This window comes from Mycobacterium sp. H4Y, assembly GCF_000364405.1.
Classification (GTDB): domain Bacteria; phylum Actinomycetota; class Actinomycetes; order Mycobacteriales; family Mycobacteriaceae; genus Mycobacterium; species Mycobacterium intracellulare.
The window spans coordinates 976,044-1,000,100 of record NZ_AKIG01000001.1 but is presented as its reverse complement, the minus strand read 5'-3'; the positions used below and the strand labels follow the sequence as shown (position 1 = coordinate 1,000,100).

The 24,057-nt window shown below is 67.1% G+C and carries 22 protein-coding genes and 1 pseudogene; 8 read left to right on the top strand and 15 right to left on the bottom strand.

What is annotated here, in order from left to right:
• Positions 1–42 precede the first annotated feature (42 nt).
• Positions 43–1,395 (bottom strand): salicylate synthase, encoded by a 1,353-nt coding sequence (locus tag W7U_RS04495; protein ID WP_008255316.1) that lies wholly within the window; start codon positions 1,393–1,395, stop codon positions 43–45.
• A 345-nt stretch (positions 1,396–1,740) separates the two neighbouring features.
• Here W7U_RS04495 and W7U_RS04490 point away from each other — a divergent pair, with 345 nt between their 5' ends.
• A complete protein-coding gene (locus tag W7U_RS04490; RefSeq protein ID WP_008255314.1) occupies positions 1,741–1,977 on the top strand; it encodes a hypothetical protein in 237 nt (78 codons plus the stop codon).
• 259 nt (positions 1,978–2,236) lie between these two features.
• Complete coding sequence (locus W7U_RS04485) at positions 2,237–3,436, top strand: sodium-dependent bicarbonate transport family permease (RefSeq protein ID WP_008255312.1); 1,200 nt, start codon at positions 2,237–2,239, stop codon at positions 3,434–3,436.
• 8 nt (positions 3,437–3,444) lie between these two features.
• Here W7U_RS04485 and hemW read toward each other — a convergent pair whose 3' ends face one another.
• On the bottom strand, positions 3,445–4,617 hold the full coding sequence (hemW, locus tag W7U_RS04480) for a radical SAM family heme chaperone HemW (RefSeq protein ID WP_008255309.1): 1,173 nt from the start codon (positions 4,615–4,617) through the stop codon (positions 3,445–3,447).
• Positions 4,618–5,030: 413 nt separating this feature from the next.
• Here hemW and W7U_RS04475 point away from each other — a divergent pair, with 413 nt between their 5' ends.
• Both W7U_RS04475 and W7U_RS04470 read left to right on the top strand, forming a co-directional pair.
• Positions 5,031–6,698 carry a nitrite/sulfite reductase gene (locus tag W7U_RS04475; RefSeq protein ID WP_008255305.1) on the top strand — a complete coding sequence of 556 codons (1,668 nt, stop codon included), beginning with the start codon at positions 5,031–5,033 and terminating at the stop codon, positions 6,696–6,698.
• On the top strand, positions 6,695–7,438 hold the full coding sequence (locus W7U_RS04470; protein WP_008255302.1) for a phosphoadenylyl-sulfate reductase: 744 nt from the start codon (positions 6,695–6,697) through the stop codon (positions 7,436–7,438). The genes W7U_RS04475 and W7U_RS04470 overlap by 4 nt, the downstream gene beginning before the upstream one ends.
• Before the next feature lie 4 nt (positions 7,439–7,442).
• On the opposite strand, the gene W7U_RS04465 is transcribed toward W7U_RS04470, so the two are convergent.
• The 5 genes from W7U_RS04465 to W7U_RS04445 all read right to left on the bottom strand — a co-directional run bounded on the left by W7U_RS04465 (position 7,443) and on the right by W7U_RS04445 (position 11,793).
• Complete coding sequence (locus W7U_RS04465; protein WP_008255301.1) at positions 7,443–8,525, bottom strand: sulfate ABC transporter ATP-binding protein; 1,083 nt, start codon at positions 8,523–8,525, stop codon at positions 7,443–7,445.
• A gap of 13 nt (positions 8,526–8,538) precedes the next feature.
• Positions 8,539–9,357: a sulfate ABC transporter permease subunit CysW gene (gene cysW / locus W7U_RS04460; RefSeq protein ID WP_008255299.1), complete on the bottom strand. Its 819-nt coding sequence runs from the start codon at positions 9,355–9,357 to the stop codon at positions 8,539–8,541.
• The gene (cysT, locus tag W7U_RS04455) at positions 9,354–10,226 is read right to left on the bottom strand and encodes a sulfate ABC transporter permease subunit CysT (protein ID WP_008255297.1); all 873 of its coding nucleotides are present in this window, start codon (positions 10,224–10,226) and stop codon (positions 9,354–9,356) included. The genes cysW and cysT overlap by 4 nt, the downstream gene beginning before the upstream one ends.
• Complete coding sequence (locus W7U_RS04450) at positions 10,223–11,263, bottom strand: sulfate ABC transporter substrate-binding protein (protein ID WP_008255295.1); 1,041 nt, start codon at positions 11,261–11,263, stop codon at positions 10,223–10,225. Before W7U_RS04450 ends, cysT begins: the two co-directional genes overlap by 4 nt.
• 335 nt (positions 11,264–11,598) lie before the next feature.
• Entirely contained in the window at positions 11,599–11,793 is a 195-nt protein-coding gene (locus W7U_RS04445; protein ID WP_020822108.1) for a hypothetical protein, read from the bottom strand.
• 217 nt (positions 11,794–12,010) lie between these two features.
• On the opposite strand from W7U_RS04445, the gene W7U_RS04440 reads away from it, so the two are divergent.
• Complete coding sequence (locus W7U_RS04440) at positions 12,011–13,969, top strand: glycoside hydrolase family 15 protein (RefSeq protein ID WP_170320582.1); 1,959 nt, start codon at positions 12,011–12,013, stop codon at positions 13,967–13,969.
• Between the two features lie 17 nt (positions 13,970–13,986).
• Here W7U_RS04440 and W7U_RS04435 read toward each other — a convergent pair whose 3' ends face one another.
• Genes W7U_RS04435 through lepA form a run of 3 tightly spaced genes read right to left on the bottom strand, consistent with a single transcriptional unit; the run spans position 13,987 to position 17,123 of the window.
• Entirely contained in the window at positions 13,987–14,445 is a 459-nt protein-coding gene (locus W7U_RS04435; RefSeq protein WP_008255292.1) for a sensor domain-containing protein, read from the bottom strand.
• Between the two features lie 45 nt (positions 14,446–14,490).
• Entirely contained in the window at positions 14,491–15,249 is a 759-nt protein-coding gene (locus W7U_RS04430; protein WP_008255291.1) for a sensor domain-containing protein, read from the bottom strand.
• A 2-nt stretch (positions 15,250–15,251) separates the two neighbouring features.
• A complete protein-coding gene (gene lepA, locus W7U_RS04425; RefSeq protein ID WP_072501241.1) occupies positions 15,252–17,123 on the bottom strand; it encodes a translation elongation factor 4 in 1,872 nt (623 codons plus the stop codon).
• A gap of 116 nt (positions 17,124–17,239) precedes the next feature.
• On the opposite strand from lepA, the gene W7U_RS04420 reads away from it, so the two are divergent.
• On the top strand, positions 17,240–17,842 hold the full coding sequence (locus W7U_RS04420) for a type II toxin-antitoxin system PemK/MazF family toxin (protein ID WP_008255287.1): 603 nt from the start codon (positions 17,240–17,242) through the stop codon (positions 17,840–17,842).
• 107 nt (positions 17,843–17,949) lie between these two features.
• Here the strand turns inward: W7U_RS04420 and W7U_RS04415 are convergent, their stop codons facing one another.
• Positions 17,950–18,378 (bottom strand): CBS domain-containing protein, encoded by a 429-nt coding sequence (locus tag W7U_RS04415; RefSeq protein WP_008255284.1) that lies wholly within the window; start codon positions 18,376–18,378, stop codon positions 17,950–17,952.
• Positions 18,379–18,546: 168 nt separating this feature from the next.
• Here W7U_RS04415 and W7U_RS04410 point away from each other — a divergent pair, with 168 nt between their 5' ends.
• On the top strand, positions 18,547–19,389 hold the full coding sequence (locus W7U_RS04410) for a ribonuclease Z (protein ID WP_008255282.1): 843 nt from the start codon (positions 18,547–18,549) through the stop codon (positions 19,387–19,389).
• A gap of 4 nt (positions 19,390–19,393) precedes the next feature.
• Here W7U_RS04410 and W7U_RS04405 read toward each other — a convergent pair.
• The 4 genes and pseudogenes from W7U_RS04405 to W7U_RS04390 all read right to left on the bottom strand — a co-directional run bounded on the left by W7U_RS04405 (position 19,394) and on the right by W7U_RS04390 (position 23,651).
• A pseudogene (locus tag W7U_RS04405) lies at positions 19,394–20,057 on the bottom strand (hypothetical protein).
• Positions 20,058–20,159: 102 nt separating this feature from the next.
• Complete coding sequence (locus W7U_RS04400; protein ID WP_008255278.1) at positions 20,160–20,999, bottom strand: transglutaminase family protein; 840 nt, start codon at positions 20,997–20,999, stop codon at positions 20,160–20,162.
• Complete coding sequence (locus W7U_RS04395) at positions 20,999–21,976, bottom strand: alpha-E domain-containing protein (RefSeq protein WP_008255276.1); 978 nt, start codon at positions 21,974–21,976, stop codon at positions 20,999–21,001. The genes W7U_RS04400 and W7U_RS04395 overlap by 1 nt, the downstream gene beginning before the upstream one ends.
• Positions 21,963–23,651 carry a circularly permuted type 2 ATP-grasp protein gene (locus W7U_RS04390; RefSeq protein WP_020822106.1) on the bottom strand — a complete coding sequence of 563 codons (1,689 nt, stop codon included), beginning with the start codon at positions 23,649–23,651 and terminating at the stop codon, positions 21,963–21,965. Before W7U_RS04390 ends, W7U_RS04395 begins: the two co-directional genes overlap by 14 nt.
• 145 nt (positions 23,652–23,796) lie before the next feature.
• Between W7U_RS04390 and rpsT the strand changes: the two genes are divergently transcribed.
• Positions 23,797–24,057, top strand: coding sequence for a 30S ribosomal protein S20 (gene rpsT, locus W7U_RS04385; protein WP_008255272.1), 261 nt, complete (start codon positions 23,797–23,799; stop codon positions 24,055–24,057).

Below are 24,057 nucleotides of genomic sequence, written 5' to 3'. Positions count from 1 at the left end.
ACGTTCGGAGTTACCGCTGCTTGGACTCGTCGAATTCCTCGCCTAAGGGCGCGCAATCAGATAGGGCGCGAGCGTGGACAGCTTCTCGCACGTCTCTTCGAATTCGCGTTCGGGCGTGGACTCTTCGATGATGCCGGCACCGGCCCGCAACCAGGTCCTGCCGTCACGTTCGTAGGCCGCGCGCAGCGTCAGCGCCGCGTCCAGCCCGCCGTCGGCCGAAATCATCACGACCGCACCCGAATAGAGGCCGCGCGGTCCTTCGTCGAGGCGCATGATCGCTTCGACACCGCCCGCTTTCGGGATGCCCGAGGCGGTGACCGCAGGGAACAACGCTTCGAGCGCGTCCATTCGGTCGTTCGACGTGCCCAGGCGCCCGCTGACCGTGGACCCGAGGTGCTGGACACTCCCCCGCTCGCGCACCGTCATGAAATCGGTGACGACCGCCGTGCCGGGCTCGGCGATCTCGGTCATCTCCTGCAGCGAGCTTCGTACCGAAATCGCGTGCTCGACAATCTCTTTGGAGTTCGACTCCAGGTCATCTCGCGCCTCGCGGTCACGCGCCTCGCCACGACCGAGCGCCCGGGTGCCCGCCAGCGGCTCGGTCACCACGACACCGTCGCGACGGACCGCCGCGACCAGTTCGGGGCTGTAGCCCACGGCACGAATCCCACCCAGCGACAACAGAAATGATCGCACCGGGGTGTTGTGCCGGCGCGCCAGCCGGTAGGTGGACGGGAAATCGAGCGCGAAAGGCACTTCGAGAGAACGGGAAAGGATCACCTTGTGGTAGCGGCCCGCCGCGATCTCCGCCACGGCCGACGCGACGCGATTGCGGTAGTCGGAGGTGTCGGCGATGACGTCGATCGCGGAGGCCTCGCGCAGCGCGGAGACGCCGTCGCCGAGCACAGCCAGCACTACGTCGCGGTGATCGGCCGACGCGTCGAACAGACGAATCGCCTCCCGGGACACCACGATGCGGCCGCGCGGCCAAAACACCCGGGCCAGCGGGGTTCCCGGCACCAGGCGCTGTTGGAGCCCGTAGCGATAGACCCCGAATTCGAAGGCGATCCAACCGAAGAGTTGGTCTGTTTCCAGCAGCAGCCGGTCGATGGCCTCGCCCAGCGCCGGCCCGGGTCGCCCCGACCACTGTTGGCGCTGCGTGACCCCATCGCGGATCACCCGCAGCTCGTCGCTGTCCAACTCGATCATGGCGTGCACACCGGTGGCCAGCACCCATTCCCCGCTGCGCTCGTAGAGCAGATACTCTTCCCCGACGCGTTCGGAGAGCACCACGGCCAACTCGGCCGCCAGATCCGCCGGGTCGATATGGGCGGGAAGCGGGATCGATGGCGACGCGGAACCGGCGGAACTTGTCTCGACGCTGACCTCGGTCACGGTTAGTAAATGTAGCCTAACCTATGTAGCTGTGCGCAACCGATCCCATCGAGTTGCCCCCCGCGGGGCGCCTTCGGCTAAAACTCTCTCGGAGTTAAAGCCCGGCCCCGCCCGAAGCTACCTGCCCCAACCCGCCGATTCGTCGCCCCAGCCGTCCCGTTCGCGCAGCTAGGTCGGCGTCGCCGCCGGCCTGGAAGGTCAGGCGCCGCCGATCCGTTGTGAGCCTCGCCACCCCAACGTTTTCCCACCGTTTACGTCGTGGTCGCGCACCGAACGACGTGGGCCGCGAGACTCGTCCTAGTGGCACTGGCCCGTCCGCCTGGATTCGCTGATTGGAGGAACGACGTGTTCAGCATTCGCCTCAGCAGTGGCGAGGAGGTCCAGGCGAGCGCGGGCGACGAGCTCGAAATCAATCAAAAGACCGGTGTGCTCTCGGTTTCCCGGGTCGACGGCTTCGAGAAAATCACGACGCACTACTCGCCCTCGGCCTGGCTGTCGGTGACCCACCGGCAAAAGGGAGCCGGGGGCCAGGCCATCGCTCAACTCGCCGCCGCGCTGACTCCAGATTTGACTACACAGTAAATAGACAGCAACTTCACACCAATCTCACGGATGACGAGACGCCTGCCAGCGCCGGATGTAGTTCCGCCAAATCGGGCCTGACCTGCGCATTTGCGGCGCGCGACGGGTCTGGAAGGCCCCTCGTCCCCGCCGTGCTTTCGAGTGGCAGGCCGACCGCCACGGGGATAAATTTCTGACGGTCGTCGGGATGTTTCGTGGTTGCTCCGCGTTTGCGGACGGTGCTTCCCCCTGATCGCGGGTCTACTCAACGGAGGCATCGATGCTGCAAGAGTTTTGGCACAACTTCACCCACAACCTCTTCAAGCCGCTCCTGCTGTTTTTCTACTTCGGCTTTCTGATCCCCATCCTGAAGGTGCGCTTCGAATTCCCCTATGTCATCTATCAGGGGTTGACCATGTATCTGCTGCTGGCCATCGGATGGCACGGCGGCGAAGAGCTCGCGAAGATCAGTGCCTCGAGCGTCGGCGCCATCGTCGGATTCATGGTCCTGGGCTTCGTATTGAACTGTGCCATCGGCGGTTTGGCGTACGTGGGCCTGAGCCGACTGAAATCGCTGCGGAAGGTCGACCGCGCGACGATCGCGGGCTATTACGGGTCGGATTCGGCGGGGACCTTTGCCACCTGTGTGGCCGTGCTGGCCGCCGTGAACATCGCCTTCAACGCTTACATGCCGGTGATGCTGGCCGTGATGGAGATCCCGGGCTGCCTGGTCGCGCTGTACTTCGTGGCCCGACTGCGCCACCGGGGTATGGACTCCGCCGGGTACCTGCCCGACGAGCCCGGCTACACACCACCCGTCAAGGTCGGGGTCGGCCCCGGCAGCGCCGCGCGGCCCGCGCAGGGCCACAGCCTCGAGCACGAGGTGGACACGCTGGAGCAGTGGGAGCCCGACCCGGTCGCGGACGGGGCCAAGGCCAAACGGATGCCGATCCTCTCCCGCGAGCTGTTTCAGGAAGTGTTCCTCAATCCGGGGCTGGTCCTGCTGATGGGCGGCATCATCATCGGTCTCGTCAGCGGGCTGCAGGGACAGAAGGTCGTCGCCGACGACGACAAGTTCTTCGTGCTGGCGTTCCAGGGCGTGCTGTGCCTGTTCCTGCTCGAAATGGGCATGACGGCGTCGCGCAAGCTGAAAGACCTGCGCACGGCGGGCCCCGGATTCATCGTCTTCGGTCTCGTGGCGCCGAATGTCTTTGCGACGCTGGGCATCGTCGTCGCCTGCAGCTACGCGTCGCTGACCCACACCGACTTCAAGACGGGGACCTACGTGCTGTTCGCGGTCCTGTGCGGGGCGGCGTCCTACATCGCCGTCCCGGCGGTGCAGCGCCTCGCCATCCCCGAGGCGAGCCCGACGTTGCCGCTGGCCGCCTCGCTGGGTCTGACGTTCTCCTACAACGTCACCGTCGGTATCCCGCTCTACATCGAGATCGCCCGGGTCTTCGAGCAATGGTTCGGGGTCTGACCGGGCCGCTACCCCAATAGCGTCCGCACCACGGCGTCGGCCAGCAGCCGTCCCCGATCGGTGAGGACGAGCCTGTCCCCCGCCGCCACTAGCAACCCGTCGGCGACGACGCCCTCGGCGCGTTCGCGCTCTTCGGAATTCAACAGTCCAACCGGAAGTCCTTGGCTCAGGCGGACTTTCAACAACACATCTTCGGTATGCAACGTGTCGGCGTCGAGCCGCTCGAATCCGGCGACCGGCAGCGCAGCAGCGGACAGCCTCTCGGCATAGGCGTTGGGATGCTTGACATTCCACCAGCGCGTGGCGCCGACGTATCCGTGCGCGCCCGGTCCCGCGCCCCACCACTGGCCGCCGTCCCAGTAGCCCAGGTTGTGCCGGCATTCACCGCCGGGCCGCGACCAGTTGGACACCTCGTACCAGGACATGCCCGCCTCGCTCAGGCGCGCGTCGACCAATTCGTAGCGGTGGGCCAGCACGTCGTCGTCGGGAGCGGCCAGTTCACCGCGACGCACCCGCCGGGCCAGGGCGGTGCCTTCCTCGACCACCAGCGCGTAGGCGGAGACGTGGTCGACGCCGGTCTCGATGGCGGTGTCGACCGACCGCAGCAGGTCGTCGTCGGACTCCCCCGGCGTTCCATAGATCAGATCGAGGCTGACGTGCTCGAAGCCCGCGGCCAGCGCCTCGCGGGCGGCATCAGCCGATCTATTCGGCGTGTGAATGCGGTCGAGGACACCCAGCACCCGTGGCGCCACCGATTGCATCCCCAGGGACACCCGGGTGTAGCCGGCCGCGCGGATGGCGTCGAAGAGGTCCGGCCAGGCCGACTCGGGGTTGGCCTCGGTGGTGATCTCGGCGTCCGCTGCCAGCGGAAAGTGCTCGCGCACCATGTCCAGCAACGTCACCAGGCGCGCGCCACCGAGCAGCGAGGGTGTCCCGCCCCCGACGAACACGGTGCTCACCGGCGGCGTTTGCAGCCGTGCGGCCGCCAGTTGCAATTCGGTCCGCAGCGCGCCCAACCAGGCGTCGGGATTGACGCCCCCCAGCTCCGCCGGGGTATAGGTGTTGAAATCGCAATAGCCGCAACGCGTTACGCAAAACGGGACATGCACGTAGATGCCAAACGGGTGCCCGGCGGTCGCCCGCACGTCGGGCAGGTCGACCGGCTCCTCGCGAATGGCCATGCCTAAATGGTCCCACGGCAGACACCTGGCCCCGGCGCCGTCGATCCCGCCGATGCCATGCGGCTACCTGCCCGCCGAGCGTGCACCCACTGCGAGGCTCGGCCCCATTTCTCGCCGTGGTAGCACGCTCGGCGTGGACTTTTAATCATCGTGAGCCCAGATTTGACCTGCTCGCACGGCCCCCCGGCATCCATGGCACAATGGGGGCGTGACTGTCGCCCAGCCCAGCCCGCACATTGTGCTCGTGGCGCGACGGCACATCGATCTCAAGCGCGTTTGCAGCTGTATCTGTCTGCCTTGACTTGGTAGACCCAGCCCACTGTGTCTCCAGCAGGCCGACGGTTTCGTGCCGCCCATAAGTGCCGGTGAACTGTGCTGGCCGCGCTGGCGATCTTTTTGAAGGAGAACTTCCGATGACCACCGCCCGACCCGCGAAGGCCCGTAACGAGGGCCAATGGGCACTGGGGAATCGTGAGCCGCTGAATCCGAACGAAGAGATGAAGCAGGCCGGCGCCCCACTGGACGTGCGCGAGCGCATCGAGACCATCTACGCCAAGAACGGCTTCGACAGCATCGACAAGAGCGACCTGCGTGGGCGCTTCCGCTGGTGGGGCCTGTACACCCAGCGTGAGCAGGGCTACGACGGCACCTTCACCGGCGACGACAACGCCGAGCTGCTCGAGGCCAGGTACTTCATGATGCGGGTGCGCTGCGACGGCGGTGCGCTGTCGACGGCCGCACTGCGCACCGTCGGCCAGATCTCCACCGAGTTCGGACGCGACACCGCCGACATCACCGACCGGGAAAACATCCAGTACCACTGGATCGAGATCGAGAACGTCCCCGAAATCTGGCGGCGGCTGGCCGACGTCGGATTGCAGACCGCCGAGGCGTGCGGCGACTGCCCCCGCGTGATCCTGGGATCACCGCTGGCCGGCGAGTCGCTCGACGAGGTGCTCGACCCGACCTGGGCGATCGACGAGATCGCCCGCCGCTACATCGGCCAGCCCGACTTCGCCGACCTGCCGCGCAAGTACAAGACCGCCATCTCGGGCCTGCAGGACGTGGTGCACGAGGTCAATGACATCGCGTTCATCGGCGTCAACCACCCCGAGCACGGCCCCGGGCTGGACCTGTGGGTGGGCGGCGGCCTGTCGACCAACCCGATGCTGGCCCAACGGCTGGGTGCCTGGGTGCCGCTCGAGGAAGTGCCCGAGGTTTGGCACGCGGTCACCTCGATCTTCCGTGACTACGGGTACCGGCGGCTGCGCTCCAAGGCGCGGCTGAAGTTCCTGGTCAAGGACTGGGGCGTCGAGAAGTTCCGTGAAGTCCTCGAAACCGAGTACCTCAAGCGTCCGCTGATCGACGGACCGGCGCCGGAGCCGGTCCCGCGTCCGATCGACCACGTCGGTGTGCAACGGCTCAAGAACGGGCTCAACGCCGTGGGTGTCGCCTCGATTGCGGGACGGGTCTCGGGCACCACCCTGTCCGCGGTGGCCGACCTCGCCGAGGCGGCCGGCTCGAACCGGATCCGGTTGACCCCCTACCAAAAGCTGGTGATCCTCGACGTCCCCGACGACAAGCTCGAGGAGCTGATCGCCGGTTTGGAGGCGCTCGGCCTGCAGTCCCAACCGTCACACTGGCGCCGGAATGTGATGGCCTGCACGGGAATTGAATTCTGTAAGCTGTCATTCGCCGAAACACGAGTCAAGGCGCAGTCTTTGGTGCCCGAGCTGGAAAGTCGGCTCGCGGACATCAACCTGCAGCTCGATGTTCCGATCACCGTCAACCTCAACGGCTGCCCCAATTCGTGCGCACGCATTCAGGTCGCCGACATCGGGTTGAAAGGCCAGATGGTCGACGACGGAAACGGCGGCTCGGTCGAGGCTTTCCAGGTACACCTGGGCGGCAGCCTGGGTCAAGACAGCGGCTTCGGCCGAAAACTGCGTCAGCACAAGGTCACCAGCGACGAGCTCGGCGACTACATCGAGCGGGTCGCACGTAACTTCCTGAAATATCGCGGCGAGGGTGAACGTTTCGCACAGTGGGCCATGAGGGCAGACGAGGACGATTTGCGATGAGCGAACGAACAACCAGACATTCCGAGGCCGAGCTGCGCGAGCTCGCCGCCCGGGGAGCGGCCGAGCTCGAGGGCGCCAGCGCCAGCGACGTATTGCGTTGGACCGACGAGACGTTCGGCGGCGTCAACGGACCGCGCGGATGGGCGACCTGCAACTACGTGGTGGCCTCCAGCATGCAAGAGGCGGTGTTGATCGATCTGGCCGCCAAGGTGCGCCCGGGTGTGCCGGTGGTGTTCCTGGACACCGGCTACCACTTCGTGGAGACCATCGGTACACGCGACGCCATCGAGTCCGTTTACGACATCCGGGTGCTCAACGTCACGCCCGAGCAGACCGTCGCCGAGCAGGACAAACTGCTGGGCAAGGACCTGTTCGCGCGTGATCCCGGTGAATGCTGCCGGCTGCGCAAGGTCGCCCCGCTGGGCAAGGCGCTGCGCGGCTACTCGGCCTGGGTGACCGGGCTGCGCCGGGGCGAAACCGCCGCACGCGCCAACGCCCCGGTGGTCGGCTTCGACGAGGGCTTCAAGTTGGTGAAGGTCAACCCGATGGCGACCTGGTCCGACGACGACGTGCAGAACTACATCGACGAGCACAGCGTGCTGGTCAATCCGCTTATCTACGACGGCTATTCGTCGATCGGCTGCGCCCCGTGCACGGCCAAGCCGCTGGCGGGCGCCGACCCGCGCAGTGGGCGCTGGCAGGGGCTGTCCAAGACGGAGTGCGGTCTGCACGCCTCGTGACGAATCACGCTGAGGTCAGCGTGTTCTCATCCTCGTCCGCTTTGTGACCGGGCTCCGCCGCAGTCGGGGCGATCGGTGGGACCCGGGTGGCACGCACGTAGACGGTGTCGCCGTCGCGTAATGCCAGGGCCTCGGCGTCGCCGCGTGTGATCTGCGCCGTGAAGAAGCCGCCGGTGGCCGCGCTGGTCAATTCGACCCGCACCTCGAAACCCAGCGCCACCACCCGGTCAACGGTGGCCCGCACCACCCCGATCGACTCCGCGGTGCCGTCGCCGCCGGCGATCGCCATCTCGGGGTTGCGACCCACCCGGATGTCGTGCGGACGCACCAGGGCGCCGTTGAGGGTGGACACCGCGCCGAGGAACGACATCACGAACGCGTTCGCCGGGGCGTCATAGACGTCGGTCGGGGATCCGATCTGCTCGATGCGACCGTGATTGAGCACCGCAATCCGGTCGGCGACATCCAATGCCTCCGCCTGATCGTGGGTGACCAGCACCGTGGTCACGTGCACCTCGTCGTGCAGGCGGCGCAACCACGCCCGCAAATCCTCACGCACCTTGGCGTCCAGCGCACCGAACGGCTCGTCGAGCAGCAGCACCTGCGGGTCGACCGCCAGCGCTCGAGCCAGCGCCATCCGCTGTCGCTGACCACCGGAGAGCTGATTGGGATAGCGGCTCTGAAAACCGCTGAGCCCCACCACTTCCAGCAGGTTGTCGACCTTGGCTTTGATTTCGGCTTTGGGCCGCTTGCGAACCTTGAGCCCGTAGGCCACGTTGTCGCGGACGGTCAGGTGCTTGAATGCCGCGTAGTGCTGGAAGACGAACCCGATGCCGCGGCGCTGCGGTGGCACCCGGGTCACGTCGCGACCGTAGATCGTGACGGTTCCGCTGTCGGGCTGGTCGAGACCGGCGATGGTGCGCAGCAGCGTCGATTTGCCCGAACCGCTGGGACCCAACAACGCCGTCAGCGACCCGGTCGGCACGACGAAGTCCACGTGGTCCAGCGCGACGAAGTCGCCATAGTGCTTGTAGGCGTCGCGCACGATGATGGCGAGGTCGTCCCGGCCGGTACCGGTGTCTGTCACGTCATCCTCCTCGTCAGGCCTGCTTCGCCGCTCGGGCGCGGCGGGCGTCGAGAACCACCTGGAAAATCAGCACCAGCACCGCAACCCCCATCAGCAAGGTCGACAGCGCATAGGCGCCGTACTCGACGCCGCGGTTGTATCGGTCCGAAACAAGCAATGTCAGTGTTTGCGACTTTCCCGGCAGGTTCGACGACACGATGAGCACCGCACCGTATTCCCCCAGGGTACGTGCGATTGTCAACACGATGCCGTACGTCAGGCCCCACCGGATGGACGGCAGCGTGATCCGCCAAAACGTCTGCCACCAGCCCGAACCCAGCGTCGCCGCCGCCTCCTCCTGGTCGGTTCCCAGCTCGTGCAGCACCGGCTCCACCTCACGCACCACGAACGGCAGGGTGACGAAGATGCTGGCGAGCACGATGCCCGGCAGGCCGAAGATGATCTTGAACCCGAGGTCGTTTTCGACGAATCCCAGCGCACCCGCCGAGCCCCACAACACGATCAACGCCACACCCACGATGACGGGTGAGACCGCGAACGGCAGGTCGATGATCGCCTGCAGCACGCCCTTGCCGCGAAACCTGTTGCGCGCGAGCACCAATGCCGTCGGGATGCCGAAGATTACGTTGAGCGGCACCACGATGGCCACCACCAGCAGGGTCAGGTTCAGCGCCGATATCGCCGCGGGAGTGCTGACCCAGGCGTAGAACTGGCCGAACCCGGGCCGAAACGTCCTCCACAGGATCAACGACACCGGCACGACCAGCAACACGAAGATGTATCCGAGCGCCACGAATCGCAGGGAATAGCGGACTCCGGCGGACGACGTCATGCGGCCAGCTCCTCGCGTTTGGCCGCGTGCCCACCCACGATCCGCAAGATGAGCAGGACCACGAACGAAATCGCCAACAGCACAATGGATATCGCGGCGGCGCCGGTGCGGTCGTCGTTTTCGATCAGGGTCCGTATCCACTGCGATGACACTTCGGTTTTGCCCGGCACCGCGCCGCCGATCAGCACCACCGACCCGAACTCGCCGATCGCGCGCGAGAACGCCAGGCCCGCACCGGACAACAGCGCGGGCAGCAGCGCCGGCAGCACCACCGAGGTGAAGATCTTCGGGCCGCTGGCGCCCAGCGACGCCGCCGCCTCCTCGACTTCGCGATCCAACTCCAGCAGCACCGGCTGAACCGCGCGGACCACGAAGGGCAGCGTCACGAAGGCCAACGCCACCGTCACACCCCACGCGGTGTGCTGCAGGTGCAGACCCACCGGGCTGTTGTTGCCGTACAACGCCAGCATGACCAGGCTGGCGACGATGGTGGGCAGCGCGAACGGCAGGTCGATGATCGCGTCGACCAGTCGCTTCCCGACGAAGTCGTCGCGCACCAGCACCCACGCGATCACCAGACCAAAAATCAGGTTGAGCACAGTCACCCCGGCCGAGATCGTCAGGGTCACCCGGAAGGACTCCAGCGCGGCATTGGAGGTGACCGCGAGCCAGAACGCGTGCCAGCCGCCGCCGGCGGCCTGCCAGGCGATCGCCGCCAGCGGCAGCAACACGATCACCGACAGCCACACCGTGGCCGCCCCGACCCGCAGGGCGGTGGTCCCGCGGCCACGCCCGGGCAGCGGCCCGTGCCCGGGCTCGCCGCTGAGTTCGGGCCGGATTGCCAGCGGGTCCGGCGTGATGGCCGTCATCCGGTGGCCTGCGTGTAGATCTTGGTGATGCTGCCGGTGCTCTTGTCGAACAGCTGCGGATCCGCCGTGCTCCAGCCGCCGAGATCGGCGATGGTCCACAGCTTCGTCGGCACCGGATATTGGGCGCGGAAGTCGGCGGCGACAGACGGGTCTACCGGCCGGAAACCGACCTGCGCCCAAACCTTTTGGGCCGCGGCCGTGTACTGGAAGTTCTTGAACGCGACGGCGGCCTGCAAGTGGGGGCTGGTGTTGACGACGGCGACCGGATTGTCGATCTTGAAGGTCTGCGGCAGGTTGACGTGGTCGACGGGCTTGCCCGCCCGCTCGGTCGCGATGGCCTCGTTCTCGTAGCTGATCAGCACGTCACCGCTGCCCTGGATGAAGACGTCGGTGGCTTCGCGCCCCGATCCGGGACGGAGTTTGACGTGCTCGGTCACCAGCTTCTTGATGAAATCCACACCGGCGGCGCTGTTGGCGCCGCCTTCGCTCTTGACGGCGTACGGCGCCAGCAGATTCCACTTGGCCGACCCCGAACTGAGCGGGCTGGGCGTGATGACCTCAATGCCGGGCCGCAGTAGGTCATCCCAGTCCTTGATGTGCTTCGGATTGCCCTTGCGCACCACCAGCGTGACCACCGAGCCGAACGGGATTCCCTTGGTGGCGTCGGTGTTCCAGTCTTTGGAAACCTTGCCGGCCTTGACCAGTCGCGCGATGTCGGGTTCGACGGAGAAGTTCACGACGTCGGCCGGCTTGCCGTCGACGACACCGCGGGATTGGTCACCGGAGGCCCCGTAGGAGGTCACCACCTGCACGCCCTTGCCTTCCTCGGAGGCATTGAACGCCGGAATTATCTTGCTCCACCCGGGTTCTGGGACCGAATAGGCGACCAGCGTGATGGAAGTGCGCGCGCCGGCCAGCCCGCCGCCGCCGACGGCATCGCTGGCGCCCCCGTGGCAGCCGGCGACACTTGCGGCGACGCCGGCTGTCGAAACCAGGGCGAGTACAGGCCGCCAACGCAGTGCGGTCCTGATGTCCATCGAAGGCCTTCCGGTGGGGGACTTATCGGATCTCGGTCCCGTCTCAGCGGAAAGGCAACTAGAACTTCAGGAGGATTCGAGAACTCCAGAACCAGACCGCACACGGGTTTGGGAGTCAGCGACAACAGTGCACGAAGGCATAGCACCCCGGGATGCCAATCGCCACGCGCATGGCGGGAAGCCTAACAGGAATTGACGGTGCCGCCACCGCAGCCGGCGGCAGCGACCGGGGCGGGCGTCTCACCGGTGCATCAGGTGGGTGACCAGCCACGTGCCGATCACCAGCGCCACCAAGATGAGGAGAACCAGCGTCACGTGCGACCGAGGCATGCGCGTCACCCGGAGGTCTCACCGGCGTGGCGGGCACGGCGCATCAACTCGATGCCCTTGCCGAGCAGGCCGTCGAGCAGGGCCCCCGTCACATAGGCCACCGCCAGCACGACCGGCATCACCACCATGGCCTGCAGCACGAAAGGGAGCCCCGAAAGCCATAGCTCGTTGCCGTCCCACCAGTTGAGGAACGCGTTCACGGAGCTCACCCTATGCGGCGCCGCCACACAAAACCAATGCGTGAACATCGGCGCCCGGGTGGGTGTGCGCCACGCCGCGTCGGCGAAACGTTGGACGCCGGGCCGCCGTGCGGTCGATGATGTCCAGATGGTTCTGCATGTTCAGCCCGACGACCAACCGGCCCAGCCGGACGAAGACATGCCCGAGGAAGCGTTTCCAGCGGCGTCCGCCACGTCGATGTCGTCGTCCATCGACCTGCGCACTCCCGGGCCCCTCGCTCCCAGCGCGGCCCTGCGTAACCCGTTTCCGCCGATCGCCGATTACGCGTTCCTGTCGGACTGGGAAACCACCTGCCTGATCTCGCCGGCCGGGTCGGTGGAATGGCTGTGTGTGCCGCGGCCGGACTCGCCGAGCGTGTTCGGGGCGATCCTGGACCGCAGCGCCGGCCATTTCCGGCTGGGCCCCTACGGCGTCTCGGTGCCCTCGGCCCGCCGGTATCTGCCGGGCAGCCTCATCATGGAGACCACCTGGCAGACGCACACCGGATGGCTGATCGTGCGTGACGCGCTGGTCATGGGCCCCTGGCACGACCTGGACCGCCGGTCGCGGACGCATCGCCGCACCCCGATGGACTGGGACGCCGAGCACATCCTGCTGCGCACCGTGCGCTGCGTCAGCGGCACCGTCGAACTGATGATGAGCTGCGAGCCGGCGTTCGACTACCACCGCGTCGGGGCCACCTGGGAATACTCCGCCAACGCGTACGGCGAGGCCATCGCGCGCGCCACCAGGCAGCCCGACGCCCACCCCACGCTGCGACTCACCACCAACCTGCGGATCGGGCTGGAGGGCCGCGAAGCGCGCGCACGCACCCGGATGAAGGAGGGCGACGACGTGTTCGTGGCCCTGAGCTGGACCAAGCACCCGGCGCCGCAGACCTACCAAGAGGCCGCCGACAAGATGTGGCAGACCACCGAGTGCTGGCGGCAGTGGATCAACATCGGCAACTTCCCCGACCACCCGTGGCGGGCCTACCTGCAGCGCAGCGCGCTCACGCTGAAGGGGTTGACCTACTCGCCCACCGGCGCGCTACTGGCGGCCAGCACCACGTCGCTGCCGGAAACACCGCAGGGCGAACGCAACTGGGACTACCGCTACGCCTGGGTGCGCGACTCCACGTTCGCGTTGTGGGGCCTGTACACGCTCGGGCTCGACCGCGAGGCCGACGACTTCTTCGCGTTCATCGCCGACGTCTCGGGCGCCAACAACAACGAGCGGCACCCGCTGCAGGTGATGTACGGCGTGGGCGGGGAGCGCAGCCTCGTCGAGGAGGAACTGCATCACCTGTCCGGCTATGACCAGGCCCGGCCGGTGCGCATCGGCAACGGCGCCTTCGACCAGGTCCAGCACGACATCTGGGGCTCCATCCTCGACTCCTTCTACCTGCACGCCAAGTCGCGCGAACAGGTCCCGGAGACGTTGTGGCCGGTGCTGAAGAAGCAGGTGGAAGAGGCGATCAAGCACTGGCGCGAGCCCGACCGCGGAATCTGGGAGGTGCGCGGGGAGCCGCAGCACTTCACGTCGTCGAAGGTCATGTGCTGGGTGGCGCTCGACCGCGGGGCGAAGCTGGCCGAACGGCAGGGCGAGAAGAGCTACGCCCAGCAGTGGCGGGCCATCGCCGAGGAGATCAAGAACGACATCCTGGCGCACGGCGTGGACTCCCGCGGCGTGTTCACCCAGCGCTACGGCAGCGAGGCGCTGGACGCCTCGCTGCTGTTGGTGGTGCTGACGCGGTTCCTGCCGCCGGACGACCCGCGGGTGCGCAACACCGTGCTGGCGATCGCCGACGAGCTCACCCAGGAAGGCCTGGTGCTGCGCTACCGGGTCGAGGAGACCGACGACGGGCTGTCGGGCGAGGAGGGCACGTTCACGATTTGCTCGTTCTGGCTGGTGTCGGCGCTGGTCGAGATCGGGGAGGTGCGCCGCGCCAAGCGCCTGTGCGAGCGGCTGCTGTCCTACGCCAGCCCGCTGCACCTGTATGCGGAGGAGATCGAGCCGCGCACCGGTCGCCAGCTGGGCAACTTCCCGCAGGCGTTCACCCACCTGGCGCTGATCAACGCGGTGGTGCACGTTATCCGGGCCGAGGAGGAGGCCGACGGCTCCGGGATGTTCCAGCCCGCCAACGCGCCGATGTAGCCGGAAGGGAGCCCGCGTCAGCGGCGGGCGCCGGGCTTTACGGTCAACGTGGTCCCGTCGCACTTCTGCCACTGCGCGACGAACCTGGCGAAGAGCGCGTCGGCGTCCGCGGCCGTCCGCAACGCGACGATGCCTTGCTGGACAATGTCGATCTTCACCGAATCCCTTTTGCCCACCAACATTTCGGCGGCCGTTTCTTGAATCGGCGCCGAGCCATACGGGTCCCGCTGCATCAAATGGACGACGCCGATGCACTCGGCGGGCTTCGCCTTATCCCACGCGGTTCCCAATTTGTCGCCGCCCCCGAACTCCGAGTAATGCGGGTACGGCTGGAACGGCTGGTCGAGCAGCTTCGCCAGCGCGGTACCGTCGAACAAGGCCCGCTTGATGGCCGGCACCCGACCCGCGTTCGGCGCCAGAGTGCCTGTGCCGGAGACGGTTTGGGTGCACCCGCTCACCAGCAGCACCGCGACCACGCGGCCAGCGAGCGCCAGGTGCTTTTCACTTCACCCCTCCCGACCTCAGCTCAGCGCGTTGACCCTGTCCATCATGGCGCGCGCGATGTCGAGCGCGCTGCTGTTGACGTTGGCCGATCCCGGGTCGGTGGATCGCCGCCCGCCGAAGAAGACCACCTCGACCTCCACGAGGCAGTTCGACCGGATACCGATGGCCCGCGCCTGGGGGGTGGGGCGCAGGGCGGGCATGTTGGGCAGCACCGAGGTGGCGGTTTTGGTCGCCGCGATGGTGGTAGCGGTGCCGCGGACATCGCTGATGACGTTCGTCGTGCTGATCGGGCCGGTCTGTTCCGAGGTCGTCATGCCGTTGCATTGCTGCCACTGCTGCGAGAACTGCGCGAACAACGCCTGAGCCTGCGCGGCCGAGGGCAGCGTGACCACGCCCTCCATCACGGTGATCACCTGCGCCGGTTCGCCGTTGTTCCACCACGACACCGAGGCGACGTCCTGGACCTGGGCTGAGCGGTACACGCTCTTTTGCAGCATCGCCGTCACGCCCAGGCAGCCGGCCTGCGACGTCGACCGCTTGACCTGGTAGAGCTTCTCGGGGCCGCCGACTTGCGCCGGCTCGCGGGAGATCAGCGTCTGGTCGAGCATCCGCGACAGCGTCGCGCCGTCGAGCAGCACCTTGCTGACCGTCGCGCCGCTCAGCGGACGCAGCTTCAGGTTCGGTGCCGGCTTCGCCGTTCCGTCCACGACCGCGCCGCATCCCGTCACCAGCGTGGCCAGCGCTGCTAGCGTCGCCGCCGCTTTGAGTATCCGCATGGCTACTTCTTGCCCTTGTCCCCCGCCGCGTCCGCGGACAGCGCCGCGACGAACGCCTCCTGCGGTACGTCGACCCGCCCGATGGTCTTCATCCGCTTCTTGCCTTCCTTCTGCTTTTCCAGAAGTTTGCGCTTGCGGGTGATGTCACCGCCGTAACATTTGGATAGCACGTCCTTGCGGATGGCTCGGATGTTTTCGCGCGCAATGATTTTCGATCCGATCGCCGCCTGGACCGGCACCTCGAACTGCTGGCGTGGGATCAGTTCTTTGAGCTTGGTGGTCATCTTGTTGCCGTAGGCCGAGGCGCCGTCCTTGTGCACGATCGCGCTGAACGCGTCGACCGCCTCGCCCTGCAACAGGATGTCGACCTTGACCAGCTGGGCCTCTTGCTCGCCGGCCTCCTCGTAGTCGAGGCTGGCGTAGCCGCGGGTGCGTGACTTCAGGGAGTCGAAGAAGTCGAAGATTATCTCGCCCAGCGGCATGGTGTAGCGCAGCTCCACGCGTTCGGGTGACAGGTAGTCCATTCCGCCGAGCTCGCCGCGGCGCGACTGGCACAGTTCCATGATGGTGCCGATGAATTCGCTGGGCGCGATGATGGTGGTCTTCACCACCGGCTCGTAGACGGTGCGGACCTTGCCTTCGGGCCAGTCCGACGGGTTGGTCACGACGACTTCGGTGTTGTCCTCTTTGACCACGCGATAGACGACGTTGGGCGACGTCGAAATCAGGTCCAGGTCGAACTCTCGCTCCAGGCGCTCCCGGGTGATCTCCATGTGCAGCAAACCCAAGAAGCCACAACGGAATCCGAAGCCCAGCGCCACCGACGTCTCGGGCTCGTAGGTCAGGGCCGCGTCGTTGAGTTGCAGCCTGTCCAGCGCGTCGCGCAGAACCGGATAGTCCGAACCGTCCACGGGATACAGCCCCGAGTAGACCATCGGCCTGGGCTCGCGGTATCCCGTCAGCGCTTCGGCGGCGCCGCGCTTGGCCGTCGTCACGGTGTCACCCACCTTGGACTGGCGGACGTCCTTGACCCCGGTGATCAGGTAACCCACCTCGCCCACACCCAGGCCCTCGCTGGCCTTCGGCTCGGGCGAAACGATGCCGACCTCGAGCAGTTCGTGCGTGGCGCCCGTGGACATCATCGCGATGCGTTCGCGCGGGGTGATCTTGCCGTCGACCACCCGGACGTAGGTCACCACGCCGCGGTAGATGTCGTAGACCGAGTCGAAGATCATCGCCCGCAGGGGCGCGTCGGCCTCGCCCTGCGGGGGCGGCACCTGGCGCACCACCTCGTCGAGCAGGTCGGCCACTCCCTCGCCGGTTTTGCCGGACACCCTTAAGACGTCGTCGGGCTCGCAGCCGATGATGTGGGCGAGCTCTCCGGCGTAGCGGTCCGGGTCGGCCGCCGGGAGGTCGATCTTGTTGAGCACCGGGATGATGGTCAGGTCACGGTCTAGCGCCAGGTAGAGGTTGGCCAGGGTCTGCGCCTCGATGCCCTGGGCGGCGTCGACCAGCAGCACCGCGCCCTCGCAGGCCTCCAGGGCGCGCGACACCTCGTAGGTGAAGTCGACGTGGCCCGGGGTGTCGATCAGGTGCAGGACATGGTCTTCGTCATCGACTTTCCACGGAAGCCGGACGTTCTGCGCCTTGATGGTGATGCCGCGCTCGCGCTCGATGTCCATCCGGTCCAGGTACTGGGCGCGCATCGAGCGCTCATCGACGACGCCGGTGAGCTGCAGCATCCGGTCGGCCAGCGTCGACTTGCCGTGATCGATGTGGGCGATGATGCAGAAATTCCGAATCTGCGCCGGCGCGGTGAAGGTCTTGTCGGCGAAACTGCTGATGGGAATCTCCTGGTCTACGTCAAACGTGATGGGCGCTGCGCGGCCGTTTTACTGGCGGTTCGCGGCATGTCCAGCGTATCTATGCAGCGTCGCCCGGACCTACTTGGACACAGTCGCGCCCGATTGCTCGCGTCTATGCTGCGAATATGGCGTCTGCCCGGAAATCGCAGTGGAAGACGTTCCAGCGGTTTGCCGAGAATCTGGTGTTCAACGGTGCCCCGCGGCTGGCCCGGCACGTCCAGAATTCCCAGACCGTCCTGCGCGAGTTGCAACAGGCCGTGCGGATCACCGCGAACGTCATCGCCGCCGCGGCGCCGCCACCGTCCGACACGACGGTCGCGGGCCGGCCGGTGACCAGCAACAGTCGGCCCACCGCGCAGCGGGCCCGCAAACTCGTGTACGCGCCGAGCCTGGACGGCCGGGCCGATCCCGGCGAGATCGTCTGGACGTGGGTGGTTTACGAGGACGATCCCAGCCGGGGTAAGGACCGGCCCGTGCTGGTCGTGGGACGCGACCGCGGCACCCTGCTGGGGTTGATGGTCTCCAGCCAGGAGCGCCACGCCGCCGATCCGGAGTGGGTTGGAATCGGCTCGGGCAGTTGGGATTACGAGGGACGATCCAGTTGGGTTCGGCTGGACCGCGTGCTCGACGTGCCCGAAGAGGGCATTCGGCGCGAGGGCGCCATTCTGGATCGCGAGATCTTCGATGTCGTGGCGGCGCGGCTGCGCGCCGACTACTCCTGGCGCTGAGTCGGCCAAGTCGCCGAGCGTGCACTCGCGGCGAGAAAACGGCGAAGTTATCGCCCTGCTGCACGTTCGGCGAGCGGGGCCGGCGGGTTGAGCAAGCCGCCGCCGAGTCAGCCCTGGGTGATGTAGGACTGCAGCTGCTGCTGCTCGGCCTCGAGTTCTTCCATCCGGGTCTTCACCACGTCACCAATGCTGACGATGCCGATCAGCTTCTTCCCGTCCAACACCGGCACGTGACGCACCCGGTTCTTGGTCATCAGCACGCTGATCGCATCGACGGTGTCGGCCTTCGTGCACGTGGCCAGCATGCTGGTCATGATCTTGGAGACCGGGCGTGACAGCACGCTGGCGCCATGAGTGTGGAGCTGGCGCACGACGTCGCGCTCCGACACGATGCCGACGACCCCCTCGTCGCCGACCACCACCATGGCGCCGATGTTCTGCTCGGTCAGACCCGCCAGCAGCTCACGAACCGTCGCGTCCGGGTTGATGGTCACCACCGCCGCGCCCTTGTTCCGCAAGACGTCCGCAATCCGCATCAAGGCCTCCAGCCGGGTTTGTGATCCGCTTCACATCAGGCTACGGCTAACTCGCGCGGCGGAAAAGCCACCAAGAGAACCTGCACACAGATCGTGTCCAAGCGCCGCCGGCCTGCCGGATCGTTCGATCGGGCCACCGCAAACCGCGGGGACCTGCAAGATAGGGCCATGATCGAGGTCACTCTGCTGGGCACCGGAAGTCCGATCCCCGACCCGAACCGGGCCGGGCCGTCGACCCTCGTGCGGGCCGGCGGGCAGGTGTTTTTGGCGGACTGCGGGCGCGGGGTGCTGCAGCGCGCGGCGGCGGTCGGGGTAGGTGCGGCCGGCTTGTCGGCGCTGCTCCTCACTCACCTTCACAGCGATCACGTCGGCGACCTCGGCGACGTCCTCATCACGCGGTGGATCAGCACCTTCACCCCCGATCCCGCGCCGCTGCCCATCATCGGTCCGCCCGGCACCGCGGAACTGGTGGAGGCGACGCTGAAGGCGTTTCACCACGACATCGGCTACCGCATCGCCCATCACGCCGATCTGAATGCGCCGCCGGCCGTCGAGGTCCACGAATACACCGACGGTCCGGTGTGGGACCGCGACGGCGTATCGATCCGGGTGGGCGCCACCGATCACCGGCCGGTGGCCCCGACCATCGGGTTCCGCATCGAATACGAGGGGGCATCGGTGGTGCTGGCCGGCGACACCGTGCCGTGCGCGAGCCTGGACGAGCTCGCGGCCGGGGCCGGCGCCCTGGTGCACACCGTGATCCGCAAGGACATCGTCGCCACCATCCCGCAGCAGCGGCTCGTCGACATCTGCGATTACCACTCCTCGGTGGAAGAGGCGGCGGCGACCGCCGCCCGCGCGGGCGTCGGCACCCTGGTCATGACGCACTACGTGCCCGCGCTGGTGCCCGGCCAGGAAGAGCAGTGGCGGGCGCTGGCCGCCGAGCAGTTCGGTGGGCGCATCGAGCTCGGCGACGACCTGCACCGAGTTCAGGTCGACGCGCCCACCTGACGCCCTACCGGGACGACGAATCGCGTTGCGCCGCACGGGTAATCGCGACACCCGCCACCACCAGCCAGGTCAGCGCCACCACCCGGGCGACCGGCAACAGCACCCCCAGCGCGGGCCAGATCAAAACGCCGGCCGCCGATTCGGCGAGGACGGCGGTCGCCAGGCCGGCCCGGGCGAGCGGGCGGGGCAGCACTCCCCCCGGGCGCCGCCATCGCGGCCACCAACAGGCCCAACGCCACGATGTGGGCCGGGCCGCCGGTGAGAAAGACGAGCAAGTACAGCGCTCTCGCCACGGCGGTGTCGGCGCTGACTTCCGGCCACGACATCGCCCAACCCAGCACGCCGGCCAAGCCGAGCGCGCCGGCGGCCAAGGCGCCGGCCGTAAGCGCGATCGCGGCCGCCGCGGGGCCGGCGCCGAGTTGCCTCACCCGTGCGGCGGCCGTCGCCGCGTAGACCGCCAGCGGGACCGCCGACGCGAACGTCGCAACGGCCATGACGCGCACGGCGGTTGGCTGGGCCCGCACGTACGCGGCCACCGCGCCGACGGGGCCGTACGGCAACGGCATGACACCGCCGATCCCGACGCCGATCGCGATCCCCCCGAAGAGCAGCCCGACGCACAGCAGGGACAGCGCCGTCAGGGGCCCGGTTTCGCGGATACCGTTCATTGCCAAACGGTATCGCGCACCCGCTCGCCGTTCGCGCCTCTGCGTCGGGCTACCTAGCGCGTCGGGCCAATCGCACGTCACGGTAGCGCTGCATACCGGCCCCTAGGCGAGCCGGGTCACCTCCACGATCACGTCGAGGTCGGTGGCGCCCTCTCCGGAGTAGATGCCCTTCAACGGGGAAACATCCGCGTAGTCGCGACCCGCACCCACGCCGACGTACTGCTCGGTGATCTCGGTGTCGTTGGTGGGGTCATAACTCCACCAGGCGCCCGTCCACGCCTCGATCCAGGCGTGACTGCGCCCTTCCACGGTGTCCCCGACGACGGCGTCGCGTTTGGGATGCAGGTATCCCGAAACGTAGTGCGCGGGAATCCCCATGCCGCGCAACAACATCAGCGTCAGGTGTACGAAGTCCTGGCAGACACCCTTGCCCGCCTTGAGCGCGTCCAGCCCCGACGAGTGCACGCTGGTTGTTCCCGGCAGGTAGTCCAGTTCGTCGCGCACCCAATGGGCCGCGGCGACAACGGCTTCGGCCGGCGCGTGGGTTTTGCTGATCTTCTTGCCCACCGAGGCCACCCGCTTGCTGGCGGGGGCATGCCCGGTGGGGCGGAGCAAATCGTCGAAGCGATCGATCACGGCATCCGAGCGCAGGTCGTCCCAGCCCACCTCGGTGGCCGGGGCCTCGGCGCGTTCGGTCTCCACGACCGAAGAGGACATCACCGTCAAATCGGTGTGCGGCGCGTGCAAATCGAACGCCGTCACCGCGGTACCCCAATAGTCGATGTAGCGGTAGGACCGGGTTGCCGGGATGGTTTCGACGCGGTTGAGGATGACGTTCTGGCGGTTGTTCGACCGCGGCGTCAGCCGGGCTTCGTTGTAGGAGGCGGTCACCGGTGACTGGTAGGCGTACCCCGTGGTGTGCACCACCCGCAGCCGCCACATCAGCCGTCCTCTTTCCTGCTGACCAGTCGGGGGCGCTGACCGGCGTCCGACCACGCCACCCACGGCGTGATGTGAAAGTACTGCAGCGCCAAGGCTTCCCCGACGTCGTGGCAGGTGCGCTGCAGGCCCGCCAGCCGGCTTTCCAGCGTCTCGAGCAGTACCCCGGGCTGGACGAACTCCAACTCGCTGCGGGCCTGCCCGAGCAACCGCTGGGCCTCGGCGGTCGCCCCGATCCGGCTCTGCCGATTGCGGACCAGTTCGTCGAGGTTGTGTTCGGCCAGCCGCAGCGAGTAGAACACCGAACGCGGAAACAGCCGGTCGAGCAACATGAACTCGACCACCCGCCCCGCGTCGAGCACACCGCGATACGTGCGCAGATAGGTGTCATGCGCGCCCGCCGACCGTAGCAGCGTCACCCATGCCGGGGACGAGGCGCTGTCCCCGACCCGCGACAGCAACAGCCGCACCGTCATGTCGACGCGCTCGATCGCCCGGCCCAAGACCATGAAGCGATACCCGTCGTCGCGCGACAGCGTGGAGTCGGCCAGCCCGGCGAACATCGCCGCCCGCCGCTCCACGAACGACAGGAAGTCATGCGGCCCAAGGCGTTTGGCGGCGCGCTCGCGTTCGGGCAGGGCGTGGTAGGTGGTGTTGAGGCACTCCCAGATCTCGCTGGACGTCACCTCCCGCGCTGACTTCGCGTTTTCGCGGGCCGCGGTGATGGCGTCGACGATCGAGCAGCCGCCCTGGGCGTTTTTGCTGTAGGCCACCAAATCGGTCAACGACCACACGTCGAGTTCATGATCCGGTGGATCGATGCCGAGCACCCGCAACAGCAGGCGCGAAGCCTGATCGGGGTCGACGCTGGAATCCTCGAGCAACTGGTGCAGGACAACGTCCAGAATCCGCGCGGTGTCGTCGGCGCGTTCGACGTAGCGCCCGATCCAGTAGAGCGCCTCGGCGTTACGTGCCAGCATCGAACACCGCCCGTTGTTGCTGCTGCTGTTCGAGCTGCTCGCGCACGGGCCGTTCGGTGGGTTGCGGCTGTTGCGAGGCCAGCCGCGGCGAGTCGTCCAGCATGGGGTCGGGCATGGAGGTCGGCAACGCGCGCACCACCTCCGCCGCCTCGAGCTCGTGGTCGCCGGCTGATGCCCGCGACGCCAACACCCAGGTGTCCTTCGAGCCGCCGCCCTGGCTGGAGTTGACCACCCGTGACCCCTCGACCAGCGCCGTCCGGGTCAGGCCGCCGGGCAGCACCCAGACGTCGTTGCCGTCGTTGACCGCGAACGGACGCAAGTCGACGTAGCGGGGGGCGAGCGCGCTGCCGACCTGCGTCGGCACCGTCGAAAGCTCCATCATCGGCTGGGCGATCCAGCTGCGCGGATCGTCGCGGATCTTTTTGGCGACGGCCGCCAACTCCTTCTCGGAGGCCTCCGGGCCGAACACGATGCCGTAGCCGCCGGATCCCTCGACCGGCTTGAGGACCAACTCGTCGATCCGGTCGAGCACCTCTTCGCGTTCGTCGTCGAGCCAGCAGCGCAGCGTCTCGACGTTGGCCAGCAGCGGCTTCTCGCCCAGGTAGTACTCGATCATGGTGGGCACGTAGGTGTAGACGAGTTTGTCGTCGCCGACGCCGTTGCCGATCGCGCTGGAGATGACGACGTTTCCGGCGCGGGCGGCGTTGACCAGGCCGGCCACCCCGAGCACCGAGTCGGCGCGGAACTGCAGCGGGTCCAGGAAGGCGTCGTCGATGCGCCGGTAGATGACGTCGACTTGGCGCTCCCCTTCGGTGGTGCGCATGTACACCTGGTTGTCGCGGCAGAACAGGTCGCGCCCTTCGACCAGCTCGACGCCCATCTGACGGGCCAGCAGCGAATGCTCGAAATACGCCGAGTTGTAGACGCCCGGGGTCAGCACCACCACCGTCGGGTCGGCCTCGTTGGTGGCCGCGGAGTTGCGCAGCGCCCGCAGCAGGTGGGAGGCGTAGTCGTCGACGGAACGCACGCGATGCGTGGCGAACAGGTTCGGGAAGACGCGCGCCATGGTGCGGCGGTTCTCCATTACATAGGAGACGCCCGACGGCGAGCGCAGATTGTCCTCGAGGACCCGGAAATTGCCCTTTTCGTCGCGGATCAGATCGATGCCGGCGACGTGGATCCGGACGCCGTTGGGCGGGACGATGCCCATCGCCTGGCGGTGGAAATGCTCGCACGAGGTGACCAACCGGCGCGGGATCACCCCGTCGTTGAGGATTTCCTGGTCGCCGTAGATGTCGTCGAGGTACATCTCGAGCGCCTTGACCCGCTGGGTGATGCCGCGTTCGAGCCGGGCCCACTCGGCGGCCGAGATGACCCGCGGCACCAAGTCCAGCGGAAAGGGCCGCTCCTGGCCCGACAAAGAGAAGGTGATGCCCTGGTCGAGGAACGCGCGCGAGAGCGCTTCGGCGCGAGCCTTGAGCTCCGAGGCGTCCGACGGCGCAAGTTCGGCGTAGATGCCCTTGTAGGGGCCACGAACGGCGCCCTGGGCGTCGAACATCTCGTCGAAGGCCATGTCGTAGGCGTCCGAGGATGTGTTGTATCCGCCGAAAATCCGCTCAGAACGCGCAGCGCGAAAACCCCGCCTGGTCTCCTCAAGCTGGTTCGTCAGACTCACTGTTCAGATGCTGCCTCAAATCGATGTTCTGGCAGCCGACGTGTTCCCGTTTTGGGAGAAAACGTAACTCACTGATAACCTGGGCAATCGCTGTGGTGATTTCCGGCGCCCCAACCAAACGTCTGATCGAAGAAGGAACTCGAGCGTGGCCAACATCAAGTCGCAGCAGAAGCGCAACAAGACGAACGAGCGCGCTCGCCTGCGCAACAAGTCGGTGAAGTCGTCGCTGCGCACCGCCGTCCGCGCGTTCCGCGAGGCCACCAGCGCCGGCGACAAGGAGAAGGCCGCCGAGTTGCTGGTGTCGACCAACCGCAAGCTGGACAAGGCCGCCAGCAAGGGCGTGATTCACAAGAACCAGGCCGCCAACAAGAAGTCGGCGCTGGCGCAGGCCCTCAACAAGCTCTGA

Bases quoted from the DNA above. Each gene is read 5' to 3' on its own strand.
- W7U_RS04475 (WP_008255305.1), top strand. From the start codon at position 5,031: ATGACCACCGCCCGACCCGCGAAGGCCCGTAACGAGGGCCAATGGGCA.
- W7U_RS04430 (WP_008255291.1), bottom strand. From the start codon at position 15,249: ATGCGGATACTCAAAGCGGCGGCGACGCTAGCAGCGCTGGCCACGCTG.
- cysW (WP_008255299.1), bottom strand. From the start codon at position 9,357: ATGACGTCGTCCGCCGGAGTCCGCTATTCCCTGCGATTCGTGGCGCTC.
- W7U_RS04485 (WP_008255312.1), top strand. From the start codon at position 2,237: ATGCTGCAAGAGTTTTGGCACAACTTCACCCACAACCTCTTCAAGCCG.
- W7U_RS04400 (WP_008255278.1), bottom strand. From the start codon at position 20,999: ATGTGGCGGCTGCGGGTGGTGCACACCACGGGGTACGCCTACCAGTCA.
- W7U_RS04440 (WP_170320582.1), top strand. From the start codon at position 12,011: ATGTCGTCGTCCATCGACCTGCGCACTCCCGGGCCCCTCGCTCCCAGC.
- W7U_RS04470 (WP_008255302.1), top strand. From the start codon at position 6,695: ATGAGCGAACGAACAACCAGACATTCCGAGGCCGAGCTGCGCGAGCTC.
- W7U_RS04450 (WP_008255295.1), bottom strand. From the start codon at position 11,263: ATGGACATCAGGACCGCACTGCGTTGGCGGCCTGTACTCGCCCTGGTT.
- W7U_RS04395 (WP_008255276.1), bottom strand. From the start codon at position 21,976: ATGCTGGCACGTAACGCCGAGGCGCTCTACTGGATCGGGCGCTACGTC.
- W7U_RS04415 (WP_008255284.1), bottom strand. From the start codon at position 18,378: ATGCGGATTGCGGACGTCTTGCGGAACAAGGGCGCGGCGGTGGTGACC.
- cysT (WP_008255297.1), bottom strand. From the start codon at position 10,226: ATGACGGCCATCACGCCGGACCCGCTGGCAATCCGGCCCGAACTCAGC.
- W7U_RS04420 (WP_008255287.1), top strand. From the start codon at position 17,240: ATGGCGTCTGCCCGGAAATCGCAGTGGAAGACGTTCCAGCGGTTTGCC.
- W7U_RS04410 (WP_008255282.1), top strand. From the start codon at position 18,547: ATGATCGAGGTCACTCTGCTGGGCACCGGAAGTCCGATCCCCGACCCG.
- hemW (WP_008255309.1), bottom strand. From the start codon at position 4,617: ATGGCCATTCGCGAGGAGCCGGTCGACCTGCCCGACGTGCGGGCGACC.